This is a genomic window from Nonomuraea mangrovi, assembly GCF_042681425.1.
Taxonomy (GTDB): Bacteria; Actinomycetota; Actinomycetes; order Streptosporangiales; family Streptosporangiaceae; genus Nonomuraea; species Nonomuraea mangrovi.
The window spans coordinates 173,699-196,549 of sequence record NZ_JBHUFV010000003.1 but is presented as its reverse complement, the minus strand read 5'-3'; the positions used below and the strand labels follow the sequence as shown (position 1 = coordinate 196,549).

The following is a 22,851-nucleotide window of genomic DNA, read 5'->3' as shown; positions in this document are numbered from 1 at the left end:
CACCTCGCCCAGCGCCGACAGCTCGGCCACGGTGGCCTCGACCTCGGCGTGGTCGAGCCCGCCGAGCACGACCCTGGCTCCTTCCTCGAGGAATCTGCGGGCGGTGGCGGCACCGATGCCGCTGCTGCCGCCGCTGACCAGCACTCGCTTGCCGGCGAGTCCGCGCATGGTTCTCCTGCTCTCAGCGCACCGCGCCGCGGGCCGCGACGCGTAGCTCGGTGATGACCTGTCCATCTTCGACGCAGTGGGCGATGTCGAAGAGGTTGACGACGGAGCAGGCGTGGCTCGGGATGAGCATCGCCCGCGTCCCCACGGGCAGCTCGCCGTGGTGGCCGGGCTCCAGCTGGGCGACGGCGTGCTCCTCGTTCAGGAACTCCATGTGCGCGTACGGCACGCCCGCGACCCTGATCCAGTCGGGCGAGCCGCTCCCGTCGGAGGTGAGGCACTTGGTCCCCGCGTCGAAGACCACGCGCTCGGGGGTGGGCCGGGCGATGACGGTGGCCAGCACGCGGGCGGCGGTGGTGGCCTCGGTCGCCACGCCCAGGCGCATCATCGAGGCGTCGTTGAAGATGTAGGTGCCGGGCCTGATCTCGGTCACTCCCGCCACTCCGGCGACGTGCCTGGCGGTGGGCGTGGAGCCGACGCTGATCTCGCGCAGCTCGATGCCGTCGCGGGCGCACATCTCGGCGGTGGACACCAGGTCCGTACCCTCGCGGCGGGCGGTCGCGGCCAGCTCGCCGGGGGTGCGGGAGTGGTAGGCGTGGCCGGCCAGCGTGAGCAGCCCCACGACCTCGATGCCGGGGATCGCGGCGATCTCGGCGACCAGGTCGGCGGTGGGCCGGCCCGGCGGGCGGCCCAGGCGGTGCTGGCCGGTGTCGACCTCCACCAGCACCTCGACGGGCGGCCCGCCCAGTCGGCCGAGCGCCGCGGCGACGTCGGGGGAGTCGAGGCTGACCCGCACTCTGGCGCGCTCGCGCAGTGCGGCCAGGCGACGCAGCTTCGGCTCTCCCCAGAGGGGAAAGGCCAGCAGGATGTCGTCGATCCCGGCGTCGGCCATGATCTCCGCCTCGCCCAGCTTGGCGCACGTGATGCCGCTCGCTCCTGCCTCGAGCTGCATCCTGGCCAGCTCGGGCATCTTGTGCGTCTTGATGTGCGGCCGCAGCCTGACGCCGTTGCGCGCCGCCACCTTGGCCATCTCCGTCACGTTGGTTCTGACCACGTCGAGGTCGATGACGAGCGCGGGAGTGTCGATCTCGGGGTACATCGCAGTCCGCCCCTCTCGAAGTTCCGACGAAAGTAGCATCAATTCCGCATAGCGCACCAGCATTCCGTATCACAGAATTGCCTAGTGGCTGCGGAAGCCTCTTGACAGCCGCACCGCATGCTGGTGTTCTTGCGCTGATTCGGAACAGCATTCTGTATTGCGGAATTAGGAGCACGCAATGAGACTCGGCACCGTGCGTGTCGGCGAAGCCCGATTCGCCGCGACGGAGCGTGAGGGACTCTGGTACGCGTTGGACGTTCCCCCGGGCACCCCGCTGAACGCGGTCCTGGCGGAGGGGCAGGAGGAGGTGGACCGCCTGGCGGTCTCGGCCGCCAGGCCGCTCGCCGGAGCGACACCCGTGGCACCCCTGCGCCCGGGAAAGATCGTGGCGATCGGCCTCAACTACCTCGACCACATCCGTGAGGCCGGGATGGACAAGCCCGAGCGCCCGCTGATGTTCGCCAAGTTCCCCTCCAGCGTGATCGGCCCCGGTGAGCCCATCGTCATCGACGCCGACCTGACCGAGCGGGTGGACTGGGAGGTCGAACTGGCGGCGGTCATCGGGACCCCGCTGCGCCACGCGAGCCCCTCGCAGGCGCTGGCGGGCGTGGCCGGATACACCGTGGCCAACGACGTCTCGGCCCGCGACCTGCAGTTCGCCGACGGCCAGTGGACGCGCGGCAAGAGCCTGGACACCTTCTGTCCCCTCGGCCCCGCCATCGTGACCCCTGACGAGCTCGGCGACCCGCAGGCACTGCGGCTGTGGACGGCCGTCAACGGCGAGACCGTGCAGGACTCGAGCACGGCCGAGATGCTGTTCGGCGTCGCCGAACTGCTGGCCTACTGCTCGCGCGCCTTCACCCTCGAACCCGGTGACCTCGTCCTGACCGGCACCCCGTGGGGCTGCGGCGAGTTCATGGATCCGCGCAGGTCCCTGCGTCCGGGCGACACCGTCGAGGTGGGCGTCGAAGGCATCGGCACGTTGAGCAACCCCGTGGCAGGAGGCCCGCGTTGAAGGCATTGGTGTTCACCGGTCCCGGCGTCGTCGAGATCCGCGACGTGGCCGAGCCGGAGGTCGGTGACGGCGACGTCCTGGTCCACGTGGTCACCTCGGGCATCTGCGGGAGCGAGCTGCACGGGGTCAAGACGCCCGGCTTCCGGGTGCCGCCGCTGGTGATGGGGCACGAGTTCGCCGGCCGTACGGACGACGGGACGCAGGTGATCGTCAACCCGATCCTGTCGTGCGGCACGTGCGACGTGTGCGCGATGGGGTTGCGGAACGTGTGCAGGGAGCGGCGGATCGTCGGCGTGCACCGGCCGGGCGGATTCGCCGAGCGCGTGGCCGTACCCTCCGCGGCCGTCACCGCGCTGCCCACGGAGCTGGACTGGACGGCGGCGGGCATCGTGGAACCGGCCGCGAACGCGGTGCACGCCTGGTCGCTGGCCGGAGCTCCGGCGGGCGCCCGCGTGGGCATCATCGGCGCGGGGGCGATCGGCCTGGCCTGCCTGCAGGTCGCCCTCTCGGGCGGGGCCACCAGGATCGAGGTGGCCGACCGTTCGGAGAGCCGCCGCGTGATCGCGGGCCGCCTCGGCGCGGACGCGGCCGTGGCGGAGCTGACCGGCGAGTACGACGTGATCTTCGACGCGGTGGGCGCCGCCGTCACCCACGAGCGGTCTCTGACGCTGCTACGGCCCGGCGGGGTCGCGGTGTGGCTCGGACTGGCAGCCGCCGACGCGGGCTTCGACGCCGCGGGGCTCGTGCGTGGCGAGAAGCGGGTGCTCGGCTCGTTCGCCTACACCGACGCGGACTTCGCCGCCGCCGCCGAGCTGGTCGGCGGCTGGGACCTCAGCTGGGTCGACACCTTCCCGCTGATCGAGGGAGCGGTGGTCTTCACCACGCTGATGAACGGTCACACCGTTCCCGTCAAGGCCCTGCTCACCCCCTGAGCTCACCCCCTGAACCGAGGTAGCCGTGGACATCTCCCTCTCCCAGTACCGACCGATCTCCCAGCTCACCGTGCCGGTCAACCTCGTCGACCGGGCCCGCGTGCCTGCCGTGGACGCCCACATCCACCTCGGCCGCTGGCTCACCGACGACGGCGACTGGATGGTCCGGGACGTGCCCGCGCTGCTGGCGACGATGGACGCGCTCAACCTGCGCGGCATGGTCAACCTCGACGGCCGCTGGGGCAGGGAGCTCGCCGCGAATCTGGAACGTTACGACGCCGCCCATCCGGGCAGGTTCGCCACGTTCTGCCACGTCGACTGGTCGCGGACCGCCGAGCCCTGCTCCGGCTTCGGCGAACGGCTGGCCGAGCAGCTGCGCGCCTCGGTCGCCGAGGGCGCGGCCGGGCTCAAGGTATGGAAGGACGTCGGACTGCGGCGCCGCGACCACCGCGGCGAGCTGGTCATGCTCGACGACGAACGGCTCGCGCCGCTGTGGGCGGCGGCGGGGGAGCTGGGCGTCCCGATCGCCCTGCACACCGCCGACCCCGTCGCCTTCTTCCAGCCGATCGACGAGCGGAACGAGCGGCTCGAGCAGCTCGCGGCACGCCCCGACTGGGCGTTCTCAGGGCCCGAGTTCCCCCGCTTCGAGCGGCTGATGGAGGCCATGGAGTCGATGGTCGCGGCCCATCCCGCGACGACGGTGATCGGTGTTCACGCGGGATGCTGGCCGGAGAACCTCGGCTGGGTCGGCGGCATGCTGGAGCGGTATCCCAACTTCCACATCGACGTCGCCGCCCGCATCGCCGAGCTGGGGCGTGCCCCGCGCGCGACGCGCGAGCTGGTGCTGCGCCACCCCGACCGGGTCCTGTTCGGGACGGATGAGATCCCACCCGATCCCGATGTCCACCGCATCCACTTCCGATTCATGGAGACCGCCGACGAGGCCTTCGCCCACTCCACGGAGGACCCGCCGTTGATGGGCCGCTGGAGCATCAGCGGGCTCGACCTGCCCGACGACGTGCTCGGGCAGGTCTACGCAGGCAACGCGCTCAGACTCGTGCCGAGGCTGGCGTGAACGGGTGGCCCCGCGCGCGGCAGGGCCACCGCGCGTCCTCACTTACACGGCTTGTACGGCTTGTCGAACAACGAGTAGTCGGTCGCCTTCTTGATGGAGTTGAACTTGAGCTGGTTCGCCTTGGTGCAGAAGCTGCCGGGCGAGGTCTTGTACTCCACCTGGAAGACCGGCTTGCCCGCACGGACGAAGGCAGACAGGTCGGCGCACTCCTTGAACTGGAAGCACTCCTCGTTGACCGCGTAGTCGAAGACCGACACCAGGTCGTCGATCTGGCTGAGGTCGTTCTTCAACGCGACGGACAGGCCCTTCCTGTGGGCCAGGTCCGCCAGGGCCCTGTTGTAGATCAGCTGGGTCTCCGGGCTGATGTCCCAGCCGGTGACCTCCTTGCCCTCCTCGTGGGCGTGCACGACGTCGAACTCGACCCCGTCGAACCCGGCCTGGACGCACTTGTCGACGCGGGGCTCCATCATCTTCAGCAGGAAGTCGCGCTGGCCCTTGTCGTTGTTGATGTTGGCCCAGCGCTCGTTCGGGAACTCCTCGCTGAACGGGTTGCCGAGCAGGGAGTTGCCGTGGCTCTTGTGCCAGTCGACGAACTGCTGGTAGTCGGGCCTGAACTCCTCGATCGACCCGGCGTCGATGTAGCAGACGGCCTTGGCGCCCTTGGCGTGGATGGCGTTGACGCCGGCCGTGTTGAGCGTGGTGTTGTTGCCCGCGATCTCGGCGTCGACGTACAGGTCGATGTCGAAGACGGTCGGGCGCACGCAGGCGCCGCCGGTCTGCGGGACCTCGCAGATGTTGACGTTGATGCCGCCGGTCGAGGCGAAGGCCTTGTTGCCCTGGAGCTGGTACTGCCAGCGGCTCTGTACCGGCGGGCGCCAGATCGCCGAGGTCGCGGAGCCCTTGGCGGAGCTCGGGGCGGCTGCCGTCGCCGCCTCGGCGGACGCCGTGAGGCCGAGCGCGGCGACCGGCAGTAAGGCCGTGACCGCGGTCACCCGTGTGTAGAGAGATCGGAGGCTGATCAACGCACTCACCTTCTATTCCATATAGCGGAATGATATTCCGCCATTAAGGAAATCGGCCAAGATCGGAGGTTGTCAACCTTCGTCTTGATGTCGAGAATTCCGCAAAACGGATGAACAGCGCCAGTCCTCCGCGCCAGCCAGATCTTTCCGCATTGCGGAACCCTAGTCTGTATCGCGGATGGATGGCTATACTCACCGCACGCAGTGGGCCCTCTCGCCCGCCGTGCTCTGTGGAGGGAACCCCATGGCACGCATCGTCTTCATCGGCGCCGGCAGCGTCGAGTTCACCAAGAACGTCCTCTCCGACATCCTGACATTTCCGGAGCTCGGGGAATCCACCCTGGTACTGCACGATATCGACCCTGAGCGGCTGGCCACGGCCGAGGCCATGGCCAACTGGATGGTCACGGAGCTCGGGCTGGGTGCCAAGGTCGAGGCGCACCTCGACCGCCGAGCCGCCGTGGACGGCGCCGACTACGTGATCAACGAGATCGCCGTAGGCGGACACGCCGCCACCCGTGTCGACTTCGAGATCCCCCGTCGCTACGGCCTGCGCCAGACCATAGCCGACACTCTCGGCATCGGCGGCATCTTCCGGGCGCTCCGCACGATTCCGGTGATGGTGGGACTGGGCAACGACCTGGCCGAGCTGGCGCCGGGCGCGCTGCTGCTCAACTACACCAACCCGATGGCGATGATCCCCCGCGCGGTCTACCAGGGAACGCCGTTCAAGAACGTGGTCGGCCTCTGCCACTCCGTCCGCGACACGCAGGCCAGGCTGGCCTCGCTGGTGGGCATGCCGGAGGAGGAGGTCTCGTTCGTCACCGCCGGCGCCAACCACCAGGCGTTCGTGCTGAAGTTCGAGCACAAGGGCCAGAACCTGTACCCGGCCCTCGACGAGGTCATCGCCGGCGACCCCGAGCTGCGCAGGACGGTCAGGGTGGAGATGTACCGCCGCTTCGGCTACTTCCCCACCGAGTCGAGCGAGCACGGCTCGGAGTACCTGCCCTGGTTCCTGCACCACGACGACCAGGTCGAGCAGTTCCGCATCCCGGTCGAGATCTACCTGCGCTGGTCGGAGGAGAACCTCGACACCTACGAGGAGACCAGGCGCAGTCTGGCCGCGGGGGAGGGCGTCGAGATCGCGCCCGCCATGGAGCTGGCATCCGAGGTCATCCACTCGATCGAGACCGGTACGACGAGGGTCGTCCACGGCAACGTGCGCAACGACGGCCTGATCGCCAACCTGCCCGACGACGCGTGCGTCGAGGTGCCGTGCCTGGTGGACAGGTCGGGGATGCGCCCGACCAGGATCGGCGAGCTGCCGCCCCAGCTGGCCGCGCTGAACAGGACGTTCCTGAACGTGGGCGAGCTGGCCGTGAGGGCGGCGCTCGAAGGACGCCGCGACCACGTCTACCATGCCGCCATGCTTGATCCCAACGCTTCGGCGACGCTCACGCTCCAGCAGATCCACGATCTCGTGGACGAGATGATCGCGGCCCACGGCGACCTGCTTCCCGAGGGCGTCCGATGAGGCGCGCGCTGGCCGCCGCCGCGGTCGTCGCCCTGGTCGCCACCGGCTGCGGCGGTGGCGCGACGCGGGACGAGCAGACGGCGGGCGGGCCTGTCGAGATCACCATCTGGCACGGCCAGGAGGACGCCTCCGCCAAGTCGATCGAGAAGCTGGTCGAGCAGTTCAACCAGAGCCACCCGGACATCAGGGTCAACACCGAGTCCGGCGGAGCCACGGCGGACGGCATGCTGCCCAAGATCACCGCGGCGCTCACCTCTGACGCCTACCCGGACATCGCCTACCTCTACGGCTCGTGGGCGCCCAACATCGCCAGGAACCCGAAGACCGCCGACCTCACGGAGTTCGTGAAGGACCCGGCCGTCCGCTGGGACGACTTCTGGGCCAACGAGCGCGAGGCCGTCACCATCCAGGGCAAGGTCATCGGCTTCCCCGCGGTCGTCGACAACATGGTCGTCCTCTACAACAAGAAGGTGCTGGCCAAGGCGGGTGTCCAGCCGCCCGCGGCGGACTGGACCTGGGACGACTTCAGGACCATAGCCAAACAGGCCACCAACGCCAAGGACGGCGTCTTCGGCACCACCTGGCCGATCAGCGGCGGGGAGGAGGCGGTCTGGGGCCTGTGGCCGATGGTCTGGCAGGCCGGCGGCGACATCCTCGCGCCCGACAACAAGAAGGCCGTCTTCAATTCCGCGGCGGGCCAGCAGGCCCTCGGCAGGCTGCGCTCCATGGCCGTCGACGACAAGTCCGTCTACCTCGACTCCAGCCCCGCGGAGAAGGGGCAGAAGCTGTTCGAGTCGGGCAGGCTCGGCCTGTTCCTCTCCGGGCCGTGGGTGCTGCCCGACCTGCAGGCGGCGAAGGTCGACTACGGTGTCTCGCCGCTGCCCGGCACCAACGGCAACCACGAGACGATCTCGGGTCCCGACAACTGGGTGGTCTTCGACCACGACGAGCGCAGGGTGAAGGCCTCGGCCACCTTCCTGGCCTGGCTGACGGCCGCCCAGCAGCAACTGGTGTGGATGAGCGACACGGGCTCGCTGCCGATCAGGGAGTCGATCACCAAGCTGCCCGGCTACCAGGACTACCTGGACAAGTACCCCGGCATCGACGTGATCTCGGCCAACCTCGCCAACGCCAAGCGGGTCAGGCCGGCCACCACCAGGTATCCGCGGGTGTCCGCCTTCGTGGCCGAGGCCATCGCGCAGACCCTGCTGGGCAAGAGCGACGCCAAGACGGCGCTCGACGAGGCGGCCACCAAGTCGGACGCGGCGCTGGCCGTACCAGGCTCATGAGCACCACCGCGCTCAGCGCCTCCGCCGCCCCACGCAGGCGTCCCAAGGACCGCAGGAAGCTCGGCGACAACATCGCCGGCTGGTCCTTCGCCGGGCCGGCGACGCTGGTCATCCTGGGGTTCTCGCTGGTGCCCATGGCGTGGGCGCTGGCGCTGTCGTTCACCGACTCCGACCTGATGACGGCCGGGCGCAACGTCGGGCTCGACAACTACCGGGCGCTGCTCGAGGACCCGGTGTTCTTCCAGGCGCTCAGGAACACCGGGCTGCTGCTGGTGCTCTACATCCCCACGTCACTGATCGCCGGCCTGCTGGTCGCGGTGCTGCTGAACAGGAAGGTGCGAGGGATCGGGTTCTACCGGACCTGCTTCCTGGTGCCCTACATCGTCTCGGCCACCGCGACGGGCCTGCTCATGGGCTTCATCTTCGACCGCGACTTCGGCCTGGCCAACGGGCTGCTCGCCAAGCTGGGGCTGCCCATCCAGGGACTGCTCAGCAGCCCCTCGCAGGCCATGCTCGTCCTCACGCTGATCTTCTTCTGGACGCGGTTCGGGTTCTCCGTGGTGATCTACCTGGCCGCCATCCAGGAGATCAGCAAGGAGGTGATGGAGGCCGCCTCGATCGACGGCGCGGGACGGTGGAGCACGTTCAGGCACATCATCGTCCCGTCGGTCCGCCCGATGACGGTCTTCCTCGCGGTCTGGGGCGTGATCGACGCGCTCCAGTTCTTCGACCTGGTCATGACCACGACCAAGGGCGGGCCCGCCAACGCCACCGTGACCATCGTCTACTACGTCTGGCAGCTCGCCTTCACCTACTCCACCGCCGGGTACGGCGCGGCCGTGGCGTACGTGCTGTTCGCCGGCACCCTGCTGCTGATCGTCGCGGGCCTGCTGGTCGCGCGGCGGAGGGCGGCCACGACATGAGACGCCTCCACCTGCCCAGCAAGTGGCACCTGGTGCTGGTGCCGATGTCGGCCGTGGTCCTGCTGCCGTTCGTCTGGCTGGTGCTCAGCTCGGTGATGACGCAGGCCGAGCTCAACCGGTTCCCGCCCGCGGTCTGGCCCGACGGCATCGACCTGGGCGGCTACCGCACGGTCATCGAGCGCTCGAACTTCCTGCGCTGGTTCCTCAACAGCGTCATCGTGTCGGGGGCGATCGTGCTGGCCCAGCTGGTGCTGTGCAGCATGGCCGGCTACGCGTTCGCCAGGATCAGGTTCGTCGGTTCCAAGCTGGTCCTGGTCCTGGTCATCGCCACCGCGCTGATCCCGTTCCAGCTCACGGTGATCCCGACCTTCCTGATCTTCAACAAGGTGGGGCTCACCGACACGCTGGGCGCGCTGATCGTGCCGCAGCTCAGCTCCGCGGTGGGCATCTACCTGATGACCTCCTTCTTCCAGTCGTTCCCCAAGGAGCTGGAGGAGGCCGCGCGCATCGACGGCTGCTCGCGCGTCGCGGTGTTCTACCGGGTGGTGCTGCCGGTGGCCAGGCCCGCTCTGGCGGCGCTGGCCGTCATCACGTTCATCACGGCGTGGAACGATCTGTTCTGGCCGCTGGTGGCGATCAACTCCGAGGACAACTACACGGTCCAGGTGGGGCTGACGACCTTCCAGGGCCAGCACAGAGCGGACTGGCCGGCGATCATGGCGGGCACCGTGCTGACGACGCTGCCGGTGCTCGCGGTGTTCCTCTTCGGCCAGCGCCGCTTCGTCCAGGCGCTGACGGGAGCGGTCAAGGGCTGACGTCCCGCGCAGGTCGCCCGGCTGGGAGCTCCGCGCTCCCCGCCGGGCGGTCAGATCTTCTCCGCCACCGCCCGCTTGAGAACGTTGCCCACCTCTTCCATCCTGGCGGGCGACATGCGGTCCTTGATCGCGGTCACACTCACCGCGGCCACGGGCGTGGCGCCCCCCATGAAGACGGGGGCGGCCACGCACCGCACACCATGCTCGTTCTCCTCCAGGTCGAGCGCGTATCCGCGCTGCCGCACCTGGTCGAGGTGGGTGGCCAGCTTCGCCGGATTGGTGATCGTGTTACGGGTCCTTGTCGACAGCGGGCCGTACCTGTCGGCCCACGCCTTGATCGCCTCGTCGGTCGGATACGTCCAGGCCAGCAGCGCCTTGCCGACGCCCGTGCAGTGGGCCGCGTTGCGCCCGCCCACGACCGAGGTCATCGTGATCGACCGCACCGCCTCGACCTTGTCCAGATAGACGACCTCGCCGCCGTCGAGCATGGCCATGTGCACGGTCTCGGTGAACTCCTCGCTCAGCCTCAGCAGCAGCGGCCGCACGAGCGTGCGCAGATCCATCGTCTCGTAGAACCTGAACGCCGTCGCCAGCATCTCGGTGCCGAGGAAGTAGGGGCCGCTGGGCTCAGGCTGGGCGGCGAACCCGCGGTGCTTGAGCGCGCCGAGCAGGCGGTGCAGCGAGCTCTTGGGGAGGCCGAGCCTGGTGGCGAGCTCGTCGAGAGTAACGCCCCTGCTGTGTTTTCCGATCTCCTGCAGGATGAGCAGGGCGCGATCGACGCTGCCGACGGGGGACTGTGCCTCAGCCACTGCATTCTCCTCAAGTTCCGCTTTGTGGAATGCTAGCGCGTAATGCGGAACTTGGCGCGTTCCCGATGGCCCGGACTCAGGTCACGGCGACGATCCTGGCCTCCTCCAGCACGCCGCGTTCGATGGTCAGCACACCGATCGTCCCGTACGGCTGGCGGCGTCGGTCCGTGGGCGACCCGGGATTGAAGATGCGCAGCCCATCACCCGACTCGTCCAGGGGGATGTGCGAATGCCCGAACACCACGAGGTCTGCCTCGGGGAACAGCCGGCGCATCCGCCCGAGCCTGCCCTTGGCGGGGCCGCTGTCGTGGATCACGCCCACCCTGAGCCCGTCGAGGGTCAGCTCCAGGACCTCGGGCGCCACCACGCCGGGGCCGTCGTTGTTGCCCTTGACCACGTGCACGGGCGCGAAGACGGCCAGCTCGTCCAGCACGGAGGGCACGCACACGTCCCCCGCGTGCAGGATCACGTCCGCGCCGCGCAGATGGGCCGCAACCAGGGGCGGGCACGACTTCCAGCGGCGCGGCGCGTGCGTGTCGGACAGCACCACCACGTTCACGAGAGGACCCCTACCCGTCAGCCTCCGAAGTAGGTGACAGCGTTCTTGGTGGCGACCGACGTCCACGGCACGATGAGGACGCCGCCGCCGCGCTCGAACACCTTGGCGTTGTCGCCCTCGGTGCCGAACTCCTGGGGCAGCGTCGCCACGGGTGTCGCCTTGCCGGAGGCGGCGTCGAGCCGTACCAGCCGGGGAGCCAGGTCGCGCCGGTCGCCCACCTCCAGCGCCAGCAGCCCCTTGTCGTCGGCGCGGACGAAGGTGAGCTTGGTGGCGTTGGTGCCCGACGACTCCCACAACCGCCTGCCCGTCTTGAGGTCGAAGGCCAGCGCCGTGTTGCGCGAGCGCAGCTCGTTCGGCACGTTCTCGGGGAACGTCGCCAGATACAACCGGTCCTGGTGGACGGCGTAGCGGTACTCCTCCGCCATGCCGTCGAACATCGCCACCTTGTTCATGGTCAGCATGTCGACGTGGCCGGCTCTGACCTCGACCTTGCGGCCCTGACCGTCGAACGCGACGAACGTGTCCTCGCCCCCGCGCTCCACGTGGACGATGACGGGGTCGGCCGACAGCACCGAAGGGCCGAGACCGAGCTCGTCCATCGGATACCGCTTGACCGGTTTGCCGCTGTGCGGATCGAGCAGCTCGACCCGGTTCGAGGTGCCGCCGAACGCGCAGTCGTAGATCACCACCACGTGGGCGGCGGCCGCGTGGGCGTCCTCGAGATGGCAGCCTTCGGGCGGCGCGACGGTCCACTGCCTGCCGCCGTCGGACAGCCGGTAGCCGTAGACCGTCTCGTCCACCGACACCACCACCATGTCGCCGGCGGCCATCACCTGCGGCGCGGCGAGCGTGTTGGACAGGCTGGACTTCTCCGCCGGGATGTCGATCTTCCAGGTGAGCCGGCCCTTCGCCGCGTCCACCCCTGCCAGGTGGTCGCACACGCCGGCGGAGCCGTACGCGACCGCGCCCTTGCCCGAGGCCAGCTCGGCGGTGGCCCCGCAGAGCTGCTCCCCTGGGGACGGCACCCCCCAGGCCCGCTTGCCGTCGTCGAGGTCGTAGGCGAGCAGGCCGTCCTTCTGGGCCCGGATGATCACGGTGTCGGTCAGCCAGGCGGCGAAGGCCAGGCCGGTGGTGAAGTCGGTGCTGCCGGCGTTGGTCAGCGGCACCGCCCACTGGCCGAGCGCCTTGGCTTCGCCGTTCGGGGTGTCCTCCTGCGCGGTCTGCGCGGACCCCGGCTGCCCTGTGGTGGCGACGAACCACGCGGTGCCCGTTCCCACGGCCAGCAGCACCACGAGGCCGAGCACCACGAACAGCGCGGTGCGAGCCCTGCCCTGCGGGGGCTGCGGATGGTGGGGGTACGGCGGGCCGGACGGGTGGTGGGGGTACGGCGGCTGGGGGCTCGACGGGGCGGTCTGCCCCGCGGGCCCCGCGGGAGGTCCGTAGGAAGGCCCGGTCGCCGATCCGGCGGGCGACCCGTAGGCGGGCCCGGCGGGTGGCCCGTAGGCAGGCCCGGTCGCCGGTCCGGCGGGTGGCCCGTAGGGAGGTGGCGCCTGGTTCGGCGGGCCGGAGGCGGGCCCGCCGTGGGTGGCGGGTCCGTAGGCGGGTGGGCCCTGCGTGGACTGGTTCGGCGGGCTGTGAGCGGGCCGTCCGTCGTTCAGCGGACCGTAGGGGGGTGGTCCGCTGTTCGGCGGACCGTATGCGGGTTGTCCACCGTACGAGGGACCGTGTGGGGGTTGTCCGCCGTACGAGGGACCGTGTGGGGGTTGTCCGCCGTTCGGGGGACTGTAGGGAGGTTGTCCGCCGTTCGGGGGTGGGACGTCGGCGGGCCGTCCGCCATGCTGGTGGCCGTGGTGCTGATCGGTCATCCGCGTTCCTCCGTCATGCCAGTTGCCGGCGGACGAAGGCCGCCCACTCACGCTCGAACTCCGCCTTGCGCACGCCGAGCGCCTCGAACAGCGCCGCCTCGCCGTCGCCGCCCTTCGCCTTGTACGCCGCTGCCACGCCCTCGGCCACCTTGCGCTCGCCGTACTTCTCCGCGATGAAGCGCATGGCGAGGTTGCCCATGAAGTAGTGGGCGTTGATCAGGTTCTTGTCATCCCAGAACACGTTGTCAGGCAGCCGGCCGTCGAACGGCCTGCCCAGCCGTCCCGCGAGGTAGGCCCGGCCCTCCTGGTAGCGGCGCACCTGGGCGACGCGCTGGTGCCGCGTGGCGACGTAGTCGGCGAAGCCCTCGACGATCCAGTTGGGCTTGCCGAACAGCGAGAACTCGGCGCTGTCGAGGCTGGCCACCAGCGAGTGGGCGATCTCGTGCTGGCTGACCTCCTTGATGCCGGCCGTGTCGGCGAAGAAGGACGAGGCGGTGTCGAGCACGATGCGGCTGCCGCCGATCCTGATGTCGCCGCCGGCGCCCCAGCTGGGCATCGGGATCGACACGCCCGCCTCGTGCGCCTTCTCCTTGCGGAACAGGTTGCCCAGCTGGGACTGGCCCTTGGCCAGCGCGACCACGAACCCGATCGGCACCGCCGCGTCCGGTGGCCCATGACGTCGCCAGAAGTCCAGGTCGGTGGACGTGGCCTGGGCGACGGCAGGGGCGATGCGCCTGGCGAGCGCGGCCTCCTCGGGCCTGGCGAGCACGATGCTGGAGCCCGCCTTCACCACGGCCACGTCGGGCCAGATGTCCCAAGGGCCCGGGTAGTACACGGTCTTGGAGCCCTCGCCGCCCCTGATCGACGGCGGCGCGCCACCCACCTTGGTGACGACGAGGGGCGCGTCGGCCGAGGCCTTCTCGATCGTCCAGCGGTACCACTCCGAAACCGGCTTCAGGTCGATGCCGGTGAACCGGTGCACGAACGCGACATCCTGGGTGAACGTCACCCCGCGCCCGAAGTTGTCCTCGGTGCGGCCGTTACGGAACAACGTCTCGTAGGACATCTGGCTCAGTGGCATCTTGCGCAGGTTGGCGAAGAGCCTGGCCTGGTCGCGGACGAGGGTGGTGTTCTCCTGGTCGAAGATCGAGGTGAACGCCTTGGCGTCGCCCGAGGTCAGCGCGGCGCCGTGCGCCTTGAGCAGCGCGGTGATCTCCTCGTCGGTGACCACGACGGTGTTGGCGTCCTGCTCCTTGCCGCTCGGCGCCGAGCTGGCCTGGCTCTTGCCTGCCGCTCCCGTCGGTGCCGGGTCGGGCGGCGCCGTGGAGCCCCGGTCCCGCAGGACCAGCCCGACCCCCGCCCCTGCGGCGATGACCAGGACGAGGCACAGCGCGCTCAGCACCACCCACAGCCCGGTCCTGCGCCTGGGCGGCGGTGGCGGTGGCGGTGGCGGCGCAGGGTACGGGTGCCCGGGCGGCCATGGGGCCGGGTGCGGCGGGCCCTGCTGCCACGGCGGCTGTTGCTGCGTCGGATGCTGCTGGGGAAAACCGGGCCCCGTCATCACAATTGCCCCGTAAGAGCTGGTTGGTCATGAAAGGCGACAAGCGTACCAACGGTTACAGGGTCGCTTCTGCGGGGGTCAGAGGATGACGCCCTCCTTCATCACCAGCGTGCGCGGCGGGTGCACGACGACCGCCTCCGCCGCCCCGCTCGCGGGAACCACGACCAGGTCCGCCCTGTCGCCCGGCGCCAGGCCGTAACCGGACAGGCCGAGCGCGCGGGCCCCGCCGTACGTCGCCGCCTCCAGCGCGAGCTCGATGTCCTCGTCACGCCTGAACGTGCTCCGGTAGGCCAGATGCATCGCGCGCTCCAGCATGTCGCCCGTGCCGTACGGTCCCCACAGGTCGCGGATTCCGTCGTGGCCGCACGCGACCGTGACCCCGGCCGCGCGGAGCACCTTCACGGCGGGGACGGGGAAGCTGTAGACGGCCGCCGTCGCGATCGCCACGCCCGCCGCCGCCAGCTTCTCGGCCAGGCGGCCCTGCTGGGCCTCGTCGGCCTGGCCCATGGCGTAGGCGTGGCTGACCGTGACCCGGCCGCCCAGCCCTGTCACCGCGGTGCGCTCGGCGATCAGCTCGAGCTCCCACATGCCCAGCGACCCGCCGTCGTGCAGGTGGATGTCGATGTGCGCGCCGTACGCCGCGGCGAGCTCGAAGACGGCGTCGAGATGACGGACGGGATCGCGGTCGATGCCGGCCGGGTCGAGCCCGCCGATGGCCTCGACACCGCCCTTGAGCGCCTCCTCGAGCAGGCCGGCGGTGCCGGGGTTGGTCAGCAGACCGTGCTGGGGGAAGGCGACCTGCGTCACGCTGAGGCGGCCGTTCAGCGCGTCGGCCGCCTGCCGTACCGCCTCGACGCCGCGCAGCCCGACCTCGGGGTCGACGTCGGTGTGGGTGCGCACGTGCGTGGTGCCGAACCCGCTCATCCGCTCCAGCAGCGCGATGATCCGCTCGACGCTCGGCACGCCCAGCTCCGCTCTGCGGCCCAGGTCGTTGGACATGCGCCCGGCCAGCGTGTCGTCGGCCGAGTGAGGGACCCACGGACCCCCGTAGAGGGTCTTGTCGAGGTGGCAGTGCGCCTCGACGAGACCGGGCAGCACCACCTCACCGGAGACGTCGACCACGCGCGCGGACGGCGCGTCCACACCCGCGCCGACGTCGGCGATGACGCCGTCGCGGACCAGCACGTCGGCCGGTCCTTCGAGACCCCATGGACGGCCGCCGCGCAGGAGGATTTCAGTCATGCCAGCACCCTAGTTTCCCTGTTCGCCGAAATCCCGCCCTTTGCGGGAGCCCGCCCCGGTACCGGCCTCAGCGCAACACCGGGGGCGGCTGCCAGGCGGCTGCTGACGGCGAGGTGGCCGGAGCGGCCCATCGCCTCCACCTTCACCCCACAGGTTGCACGTCTGGTTGAAGGTCGGCGGTCTACGCCTACTGCTCAAGCTGGAGGAGCCACGGAAAAGTCTTCACGGCAAGTTCAATGAGAAACTTGAAGGCATGGATGTCGGCGACAGCGACGGCGGGCGTGAGCCTGTCCTCGGGCCCCGTGACCGCGGACGCGACACGTCCCCGCGCTCGCGCTGACGTCGTCACCCTGCCGCTCATCGTGCTGACGGCGGTCCCGGGCGTTCTCCGCCCGGTCACCGCCTTCCCCGAACGGCCGTAGCGGATCCGGCGAGCCGTTCCGCCCTCCTGGCCTGACCTGGCCTGGGAAGGCGCTCCACGCCGCCGACCCGACGCGATGGGCGTCGCCGTACGGCCGTAGAAACTGTCACTCGACTATGGAAAGGCTTCCGTGGTTTCCAGCCAGCAGGCAAACGACATCCGGCACTACGACCTTCGCGGATCTGATCACGCCGCCGCGGACGGCCACGATCTCATCCAGGTCCGCGGCGCCAGGGAGAACAACCTGACCGGCGTCTCCCTCGACCTCCCCAAGCGGCGGCTCACCGTCTTCACCGGGGTGTCCGGTTCGGGCAAGTCCTCGCTGGTCTTCGACACGATCGCCGCGGAGTCGCGACGGCTGATCAACGAGACCTACACGGCGTTCGTGCAGAACTTCATGCCGAGCCTCAACCGGCCCGACGTCGACGCGCTGCACAACCTGAGCGCGGCGATCATCGTCGACCAGGAGCGGATGGGCGTCAACGCGCGCTCGACCGTGGGCACCGCCACCGATGCCCATACCATGCTGCGGATCATGTTCAGCCGGATCGGCGTCCCCCACGTCGGCCCGCCCTTCGCCTTCAGCTTCAACAGGGCCGAGGGCATGTGCCCCGCGTGCGAGGGGCTCGGCAAGGTCTCCGACATCGACATCGACGAGCTGGTCGACAGGGACCGGTCGCTGAACGACGGGGCGATCAAGGTGCCCGGCTTCGCGGTCGACACCTGGTACTGGCAGCTGATGGCCCGCTCGGGCCTGTTCGACCCGGACCTCAAGCTCAAGGACTACACCCCCGACCAGTGGGAGGACTTCCTCCACAAGCCCGCCACCAAGGTCAAGGTCGGCTCGAACAACCTCACCTTCGAGGGCCTCGTCACCAAGGTCAGGCGGCTCTACCTGGCCAAGGACCGCGACTCGATGCAGTCGCAGGCACGCGCGTTCGCCGATCGGGCGGTCAAGCTCACCGGCTGCCCGGCCTGCGGCGGCACCCGCCTGAACGAGGCGGCCAGGTCGGCGACGATCAACGGCCGCAGCATCACGGAGTGCTCGGCCATGCAGATCAACGATCTGGCAGCGTTCGTGCGGGGTATCGAGAACGCCTCCGTCGGGCCGCTGCTCGCCACCCTCCTCGAGACGCTCGACTCGCTGGTCGAGATCGGTCTCGGCTACCTCAGTCTCGACCGGGAGTCCGGCACGCTGTCCGGCGGCGAGGCGCAGCGCGTGCGGATGGTCCGTCACCTCACCTCGAGCCTGACCGACGTCACGTACGTCTTCGACGAGCCCACGGCGGGGCTCCACCCGCACGACATCCAGCGGATGAACGGCCTGCTGCTCAGGCTGCGCGACAAGGGCAACACCGTCCTGGTCGTCGAGCACAAGCCGGAGACGATCGCGATCGCCGACCACGTGGTCGACCTCGGCCCGGGCGCCGGTACGGCGGGCGGCCGCATCTGCTACGCCGGTGACCTGGACGGCCTGCGCGCGTCCGGCACCCTGACAGGCCGCTACCTCGACCACCGGGTGAGCCTGCGCGAGAAGGCGCGCCGCCCCACCGGGTGGCTGTCGATCGAGGGCGCCACATCGCACAACCTGCGGGACGTGAGCGTCGAGGTCCCCCTCGGCGTGCTCACCGTCGTCACCGGCGTCGCGGGGTCGGGCAAGAGCTCGCTCATCCACGGCTACGTCGCGGGACGCGACGGCGTGATCGTCGCCGACCAGTCGGCCATCCGCGGCTCCCGCCGCAGCAACCCGGCCACCTACACGGGAGTGCTCGACCCGATCAGGACGGCCTTCGCCAAGGCCAACGGCGTGAAGCCGGGCCTGTTCAGCGCCAACTCCGAAGGCGCGTGCCCGGGCTGCAAGGGCATCGGCCTGGTCTACACCGACCTGGCCATGATGGCCGAGGTGGCGTCGGTGTGCGAGGAGTGCGAGGCCAGGCGGTTCACGCCCAAGGTGCTGAACTACCGGCTGCGCGGCAAGAACATCAGCGAGGTCCTCGGCATGTCGGTGGCCGAGGCGGGAGAGTTCTTCACCACCGGCCAGGCCAAGACCATCCTCGACCGCCTCTCGGCGGTCGGTCTCGGCTACGTCGGCCTCGGACAGCCGCTCACCACGCTGTCCGGAGGCGAACGGCAGCGGCTCAAACTCGCGATCAACATGGCCAAGAGCGGCACGACGTACGTCCTGGACGAGCCGACGACCGGGCTCCACCTCGCCGACGTGGACCAGCTGCTGGAGCTGCTCGACCGGCTCGTGGACGACGGGAACACGGTCATCGTCATCGAGCACCACCAGGCCGTGATGGCGCACGCGGACTGGATCATCGACCTGGGCCCTGGAGCGGGCCACGACGGCGGGCAGGTCGTGTTCTCCGGCCCTGCGGCGGATTTGGTCGAGACGGGTACCTCACTGACGGCCGAACACCTCCGCAGATACGTCGGCTGACGATCGGCGGTCGCTCCCGGTGACGTCATCATCGGGAGCGATCCCCCTCGTCGGGGTGGGCGGGCCCGGATTGACCTCGGCCGCGGTCGAGGTTCTATGGTCGCCTGATGAGCACCTTCCTTGTGACCGGCCCGACCGGCAACGTCGGCAGGCATGTCGTCTCCGCGCTGAGCACGGCCGGGCACGAGGTCCGCGCCCTGGTGCGCGATCCCGCGAGTGCCGTGCTTCCTCACGGCGTGACGGCGGTGCGCGGCGACCTGTCATCGCCCGGCACGCCGACACCCGCGCTGCGCGACGTGGATTCGTGGACTCGCCCGAGCGGGTGACCGACACCGTCGAACGGCTCCTCGGACGGCCCGCCCGCACGTTCCGCTCCTGGGCGGAGGAGCACGCGGAGGCCTTCCGCTAGATCCCCGCGCCCCCTTCCCGCCGGACCAGGGCCGGTCGCTGCCTTGCTGAACCGCTCCTGCCGGCCCAGGGACCGCCCGGCCGGCCCGGGTCCTACGGCTTGCGGGCGATGCCGCCGTACATCAGCCGCTGGCCCACCGTCAGGTTCGACGGGACGGGCTGCTCGGGGCGCCACAGCGGCAACGGCACCACGCCCGGCTCGACCAGCTCGAACCCGTCGAAGAAGGACGTGATCTCCTCGACGGTCCTGAACCGGCCGGTCCCGAGCAGCGCGAGGAACTTCTTCTCCGCGTCCCGCGAGTCCTGGCTCGAGTCGCAGAAGTGCGTGACGAACAGGTAGCTGCCCGAGGGGACCGCGGCCATGTAGGCCTCGACGATCCCGCGGGGGTCCTCGTCGTCGTGCAGGTGGTGCAGGATGCCGACCAGCATCACGCCGACCGGCCGGTCGAAGTCGATCAGCCGCTGGACGGCCGGGTCGGCGAGGATCGCCTTCGGGTCGCGCAGGTCGGAGGTGACGACCGCGGTCCGGTCGTTCTCCGCCAGCAGCGCCCTGCCGTGGGCGAGCACCATCGGGTCGTTGTCGACGTAGACGACATGCGAGCCGGGCTCGGCCCGCTGCGCCACCTGATGGGTGTTCTCCACTGTCGGCAGACCGGATCCAAGGTCGATGAACTGCGTGATCCCCTGGTCGACCATGAAGCGCACACCACGGCCGAGGATCTGCCGGTTGTAGGTGGCCACGTCGTAGATCTCGGGAACGACCTTCACGATCTCGGCGACGAACTCACGGTCGACCTCGAAGTTGTCCTTGCCGTTGAGGACGACGTCGTAGGCCCTGGCGATGCTCGGCCTTGTCGTGTCGATCGCGCTGTTCCACTCATCCGGCTGCTTGGCCACAGGGGTTCCTCCTCGCGGGACAATAACGATCATCATAAAGCGCGAAAAGGTGGTACATGTGCGATCTGGCAGGTATCGCGCGAACACCCGCCCGGGTCACGACCCTCACGTCATCGCGTAGATGCGCAGGAAGTCGACCTCCATCCACGCATCGCCAGCGCTGCCCTCGCCGGGGAACCAGTCGAGCTGCAGGCACGGCGACATCGGTGTGGTGGCCGCGACGGATGACCTGAACCACTCCTGACCGTCGATGTAGCCGACCACGCCCTCGGGCGAGTTCTCCACCGCGTAGGTGTGCCAGGTGGTCATGTCGAGATTCGCGTGCGCCTCTTCACGCCCCGAGGAGGTGTGCATGAAGAAGTTCGGGTGCTGCCGTTCGGGGTCGTCGATGACCTCGAGGAAGTCGATCTCCTGACCGCCGTCGGGCACCACGCCGCCTCCTCCGCCCGCAGGCCAGAGCAGGGCGACGGGATGGTAGGAGCCGGCTCCAGGATACAGGCGGATACGCGCCTCCCAGCGTCCGTACAGCTGCGTGTACCTGGCCGCGAGCCCGGCGGTGGTGCCGTCGGTCGCACCGTACAGGAACAGCGAGCCGTCGCCGAGGAACAGCTGGCCCGGTGAGCGGCGGCCGTTGCCCGCGTGGCCGGGCGAGTCGTAGACGGCCCACTCGTTGGGGTCGAGGTAGTCGTCGAACTCGGCGCACCACACGGGCTGTCCCCACCCGCGCTGGTCGTCGAGCTGCGCGCACGGGGCGGCGCTCGCCACGCCGACGAACCCGGACGTGCTCCAGCACAGCGCCGCCACCAACCCGACGGCGGCGACGCGCGCACGCATCCTGGAGCTCACGGGGCACCCCCTTCCGCCCTGGCGCAACCGGCCGCGGGCCCGAACACCCAGCACATCGTAGGCCTGGTGAAGTCCTGCGGGGCGGCTGTTCCCTCCGACGCGCCGGTGACGTCCTGCGACGCGGCGGGAGCGCTCCCCGGGTACGGCTGGGCCGCGCCAGGCGGAACGAAGGCCCACGCGAACTTCGGCGGCTGTGCCGTCGTGACGATGCCGGTGGTGCTGCTCCACCACGGCGACAGGCTCCAGCATGCGGCGCTGTTCTGGGCGAGGCAGGTCTGCCCTGTGGCGGTGGTGGCAGCGACGGGTGGCGCGAGCGGGGGCAGCGGCAGGACGTTTCTGGTGGTGAGGGTGTTGAGCTGGTCGAGCGCGAGCGCGCGGGGCTGGACGGGATCAGGTGACGTGCTGCCGTCGACGGGGTACCCGGTGGCAGGCGTGGGCGGGACGTAGGGGGCGCTTACGGTGGGCGGCGGTGTGGAGGGCAGCGGGCGAGCTTCAGCGGTCGTGGTCGGCTGAGGCGCGGGCACCTGCGCGGGCACCGATGTTTTGACGGGCTGCGGTTTCACCGACGGCTGGGTGGAGGGAACGGTCGGAACAGCCGGCGCGGAGGCAGTTGTGGGACGGACAGCGGGCTCGGCGGAGGTTCTGGGAACGGTGGGTTTGGTGGGCGTGCTCTTCGGCGCGGCGCTGACAGACGAGGAGGGCCTGGGTGCGGCGCTGCTCGTGCTCTTGGGCGCGGTGCTGACCGGCGGCTTCGGCGGGGTGATCTTGACGGGCGTGGGGAGGGGGAAGTCGATCTTCGCCGTGTCAGCGTTCGGTTTCTCACCCGCGGGCCCAGGCTTCGGCTCCGCCTTGGGCGCGGGCTTGGCGGCGGCCGAGGCTTTCTTGGAGCTCTGACTCTCGGGTGTCGAGGATGCCTCCGGCGGGGTCTGCGTGGGTGTGGGTTCGGTGGGCGGCGGATTCTCGACCTTCGAAACCTTGCCCGGCTCGGTGGTGATGCGGACGGTGGGCTGGTCAGCGGGCTCCTGCGCCGGTGCGGGCTCCGGACTGGGCACGGTTGTCGTCGTGCCCCCTCCGGTGGAGGGAGGTTCGATGTCGGCGTGCGACGTCCACGGCTGGGCGAGCGCTCCGCCACCCACCAGGGACACGCAGGCCAGCAGCAGGCCGGAGGCGACGGAAAGGCGCCGGGAGGGGCGGCTTGGGGTCATGGGCGGAGGTCTCCTGGACTCACTCGGCGGGGTCGGTGTGGGCGATGGGCCGCCAGCCCGCCGCGGTGAACTGGGGGGAGCCCGGCGCGGCCGCGGGAGGCGCGGCGACGGGGCGGGTGTCAGGGGTGTTGACCCAGTCCCCGCCGCGCAGGGTGGGGTGCCAGGTCATGAGCAGGTTCATGGCGTAGGGGCTGGAGTACAGCGGGCTCGCGTCTCCCTTGGTCGCCGTCACCTGGACGAGGACCGAGACGAGGATCTGGTCCTGCGCGCGTTCCTGCCAGCGGATGCCGATCGTGCTCGATCGCATGGCCGCGCCCGTCGGCAGCGAGCCCTCCTCCGGCAGGCCGAGCGTGCGCCGCCAGCCCTTGGTCGCGCTCGCGGCGCCCGCGCGGGCCGCCGCCTGCTGCTCGGGCGCCGCGTACAGCTGCGCGGCCGCCATCGCCTGGGCCTCGTCGAGAGTCCACGCGGCCTCCAGAGTCGCGGCGGCGGCCGAGGCGGCGCCCAGCTCGGTGTGCGGGAAGCCGACGGGGAAGCCCGCCGTGCCCTGGTACCCGGCGGGCTCGGCGAGGGCGACAGGCTCGACGCCCGAGCCGGGACGCAGGATCCAGGCCGCGACGGCCACCGCGACCAGCGCGACCACCGCGATCGCCACCCGGCGGACCCGGTGGCGGCGCCGTACCGGGCCCAGATCCCAGCGCAGGGCCGGGTCCTCCATCACCGGCGACA

The 22,851-nt window shown here is 70.1% G+C and carries 22 protein-coding genes; 10 read left to right on the top strand and 12 right to left on the bottom strand.

The window, feature by feature from the left end; all coding sequences use genetic code 11:
- Nucleotides 1-168, bottom strand: a 168-nt coding sequence (locus ACFSKW_RS01050; RefSeq protein WP_379569165.1) for an SDR family NAD(P)-dependent oxidoreductase, incomplete at its 3' end; no start/stop codon positions are given.
- Nucleotides 169-181: 13 nt separating this feature from the next.
- On the bottom strand, nt 182-1,264 hold the full coding sequence (locus ACFSKW_RS01045; protein ID WP_379568106.1) for an alanine racemase: 1,083 nt from the start codon (nt 1,262-1,264) through the stop codon (nt 182-184).
- Nucleotides 1,265-1,442: 178 nt separating this feature from the next.
- On the opposite strand from ACFSKW_RS01045, the gene ACFSKW_RS01040 reads away from it, so the two are divergent.
- The 3 genes from ACFSKW_RS01040 to ACFSKW_RS01030 are packed head-to-tail and all read left to right on the top strand — an operon-like array spanning nt 1,443 to nt 4,286.
- A complete protein-coding gene (locus tag ACFSKW_RS01040) occupies nt 1,443-2,279 on the top strand; it encodes a fumarylacetoacetate hydrolase family protein (protein WP_379568104.1) in 837 nt (278 codons plus the stop codon).
- On the top strand, nt 2,276-3,211 hold the full coding sequence (locus tag ACFSKW_RS01035; RefSeq protein ID WP_379568102.1) for a zinc-binding dehydrogenase: 936 nt from the start codon (nt 2,276-2,278) through the stop codon (nt 3,209-3,211). The genes ACFSKW_RS01040 and ACFSKW_RS01035 overlap by 4 nt, the downstream gene beginning before the upstream one ends.
- Nucleotides 3,212-3,236: 25 nt before the next feature.
- On the top strand, nt 3,237-4,286 hold the full coding sequence (locus tag ACFSKW_RS01030; RefSeq protein ID WP_379568100.1) for an amidohydrolase family protein: 1,050 nt from the start codon (nt 3,237-3,239) through the stop codon (nt 4,284-4,286).
- Between the two features lie 38 nt (nt 4,287-4,324).
- Here ACFSKW_RS01030 and ACFSKW_RS01025 read toward each other — a convergent pair whose 3' ends face one another.
- Nucleotides 4,325-5,308, bottom strand: a complete 984-nt coding sequence (locus ACFSKW_RS01025) for an endo alpha-1,4 polygalactosaminidase (protein WP_379568098.1) — start codon at nt 5,306-5,308, stop codon at nt 4,325-4,327.
- A 244-nt stretch (nt 5,309-5,552) separates the two neighbouring features.
- On the opposite strand from ACFSKW_RS01025, the gene melA reads away from it, so the two are divergent.
- Genes melA through ACFSKW_RS01005 form a run of 4 tightly spaced genes read left to right on the top strand, consistent with a single transcriptional unit; the run spans nt 5,553 to nt 9,869 of the window.
- Nucleotides 5,553-6,842, top strand: coding sequence for an alpha-glucosidase/alpha-galactosidase (gene melA / locus ACFSKW_RS01020; protein WP_379568096.1), 1,290 nt, complete (start codon nt 5,553-5,555; stop codon nt 6,840-6,842).
- Entirely contained in the window at nt 6,839-8,131 is a 1,293-nt protein-coding gene (locus ACFSKW_RS01015; protein ID WP_379568094.1) for an ABC transporter substrate-binding protein, read from the top strand. Before melA ends, ACFSKW_RS01015 begins: the two co-directional genes overlap by 4 nt.
- A complete protein-coding gene (locus tag ACFSKW_RS01010; protein ID WP_379568092.1) occupies nt 8,128-9,054 on the top strand; it encodes a carbohydrate ABC transporter permease in 927 nt (308 codons plus the stop codon). Before ACFSKW_RS01015 ends, ACFSKW_RS01010 begins: the two co-directional genes overlap by 4 nt.
- The gene (locus ACFSKW_RS01005; protein ID WP_379568090.1) at nt 9,051-9,869 is read left to right on the top strand and encodes a carbohydrate ABC transporter permease; all 819 of its coding nucleotides are present in this window, start codon (nt 9,051-9,053) and stop codon (nt 9,867-9,869) included. Before ACFSKW_RS01010 ends, ACFSKW_RS01005 begins: the two co-directional genes overlap by 4 nt.
- Nucleotides 9,870-9,919: 50 nt before the next feature.
- Here the strand turns inward: ACFSKW_RS01005 and ACFSKW_RS01000 are convergent, their stop codons facing one another.
- The 5 genes from ACFSKW_RS01000 to ACFSKW_RS00980 form a co-directional block, all read right to left on the bottom strand.
- Complete coding sequence (locus ACFSKW_RS01000; RefSeq protein WP_379568088.1) at nt 9,920-10,678, bottom strand: IclR family transcriptional regulator; 759 nt, start codon at nt 10,676-10,678, stop codon at nt 9,920-9,922.
- 76 nt (nt 10,679-10,754) lie between these two features.
- Nucleotides 10,755-11,237, bottom strand: a complete 483-nt coding sequence (locus ACFSKW_RS00995) for a metallophosphoesterase family protein (RefSeq protein WP_379568086.1) — start codon at nt 11,235-11,237, stop codon at nt 10,755-10,757.
- Between the two features lie 17 nt (nt 11,238-11,254).
- Entirely contained in the window at nt 11,255-12,544 is a 1,290-nt protein-coding gene (locus tag ACFSKW_RS00990) for an outer membrane protein assembly factor BamB family protein (RefSeq protein ID WP_379568084.1), read from the bottom strand.
- Between the two features lie 571 nt (nt 12,545-13,115).
- A complete protein-coding gene (locus tag ACFSKW_RS00985; protein WP_379568082.1) occupies nt 13,116-14,504 on the bottom strand; it encodes a hypothetical protein in 1,389 nt (462 codons plus the stop codon).
- A 237-nt stretch (nt 14,505-14,741) separates the two neighbouring features.
- Entirely contained in the window at nt 14,742-15,905 is a 1,164-nt protein-coding gene (locus ACFSKW_RS00980) for an amidohydrolase (RefSeq protein WP_379568080.1), read from the bottom strand.
- 245 nt (nt 15,906-16,150) lie between these two features.
- Between ACFSKW_RS00980 and ACFSKW_RS00975 the strand changes: the two genes are divergently transcribed.
- The 3 genes from ACFSKW_RS00975 to ACFSKW_RS00965 all read left to right on the top strand — a co-directional run bounded on the left by ACFSKW_RS00975 (nt 16,151) and on the right by ACFSKW_RS00965 (nt 19,095).
- Nucleotides 16,151-16,327, top strand: a complete 177-nt coding sequence (locus ACFSKW_RS00975) for a hypothetical protein (protein ID WP_379568078.1) — start codon at nt 16,151-16,153, stop codon at nt 16,325-16,327.
- A 156-nt stretch (nt 16,328-16,483) separates the two neighbouring features.
- Nucleotides 16,484-18,769: an ATP-binding cassette domain-containing protein gene (locus tag ACFSKW_RS00970; protein ID WP_379569163.1), complete on the top strand. Its 2,286-nt coding sequence runs from the start codon at nt 16,484-16,486 to the stop codon at nt 18,767-18,769.
- A gap of 107 nt (nt 18,770-18,876) precedes the next feature.
- Nucleotides 18,877-19,095 (top strand): SDR family oxidoreductase, encoded by a 219-nt coding sequence (locus ACFSKW_RS00965; protein WP_379568076.1) that lies wholly within the window; start codon nt 18,877-18,879, stop codon nt 19,093-19,095.
- A gap of 175 nt (nt 19,096-19,270) precedes the next feature.
- On the opposite strand, the gene ACFSKW_RS00960 is transcribed toward ACFSKW_RS00965, so the two are convergent.
- The 4 genes from ACFSKW_RS00960 to ACFSKW_RS00945 all read right to left on the bottom strand — a co-directional run bounded on the left by ACFSKW_RS00960 (nt 19,271) and on the right by ACFSKW_RS00945 (nt 22,840).
- Nucleotides 19,271-20,074 (bottom strand): SAM-dependent methyltransferase, encoded by an 804-nt coding sequence (locus tag ACFSKW_RS00960; RefSeq protein WP_379568074.1) that lies wholly within the window; start codon nt 20,072-20,074, stop codon nt 19,271-19,273.
- Between the two features lie 105 nt (nt 20,075-20,179).
- A complete protein-coding gene (locus ACFSKW_RS00955; protein WP_379568072.1) occupies nt 20,180-20,920 on the bottom strand; it encodes a glycoside hydrolase family 16 protein in 741 nt (246 codons plus the stop codon).
- The gene (locus ACFSKW_RS00950; RefSeq protein WP_379568070.1) at nt 20,917-22,125 is read right to left on the bottom strand and encodes a hypothetical protein; all 1,209 of its coding nucleotides are present in this window, start codon (nt 22,123-22,125) and stop codon (nt 20,917-20,919) included. Before ACFSKW_RS00950 ends, ACFSKW_RS00955 begins: the two co-directional genes overlap by 4 nt.
- A 19-nt stretch (nt 22,126-22,144) precedes the next feature.
- A complete protein-coding gene (locus tag ACFSKW_RS00945) occupies nt 22,145-22,840 on the bottom strand; it encodes a hypothetical protein (RefSeq protein WP_379568068.1) in 696 nt (231 codons plus the stop codon).
- Nucleotides 22,841-22,851 lie beyond the last annotated feature (11 nt).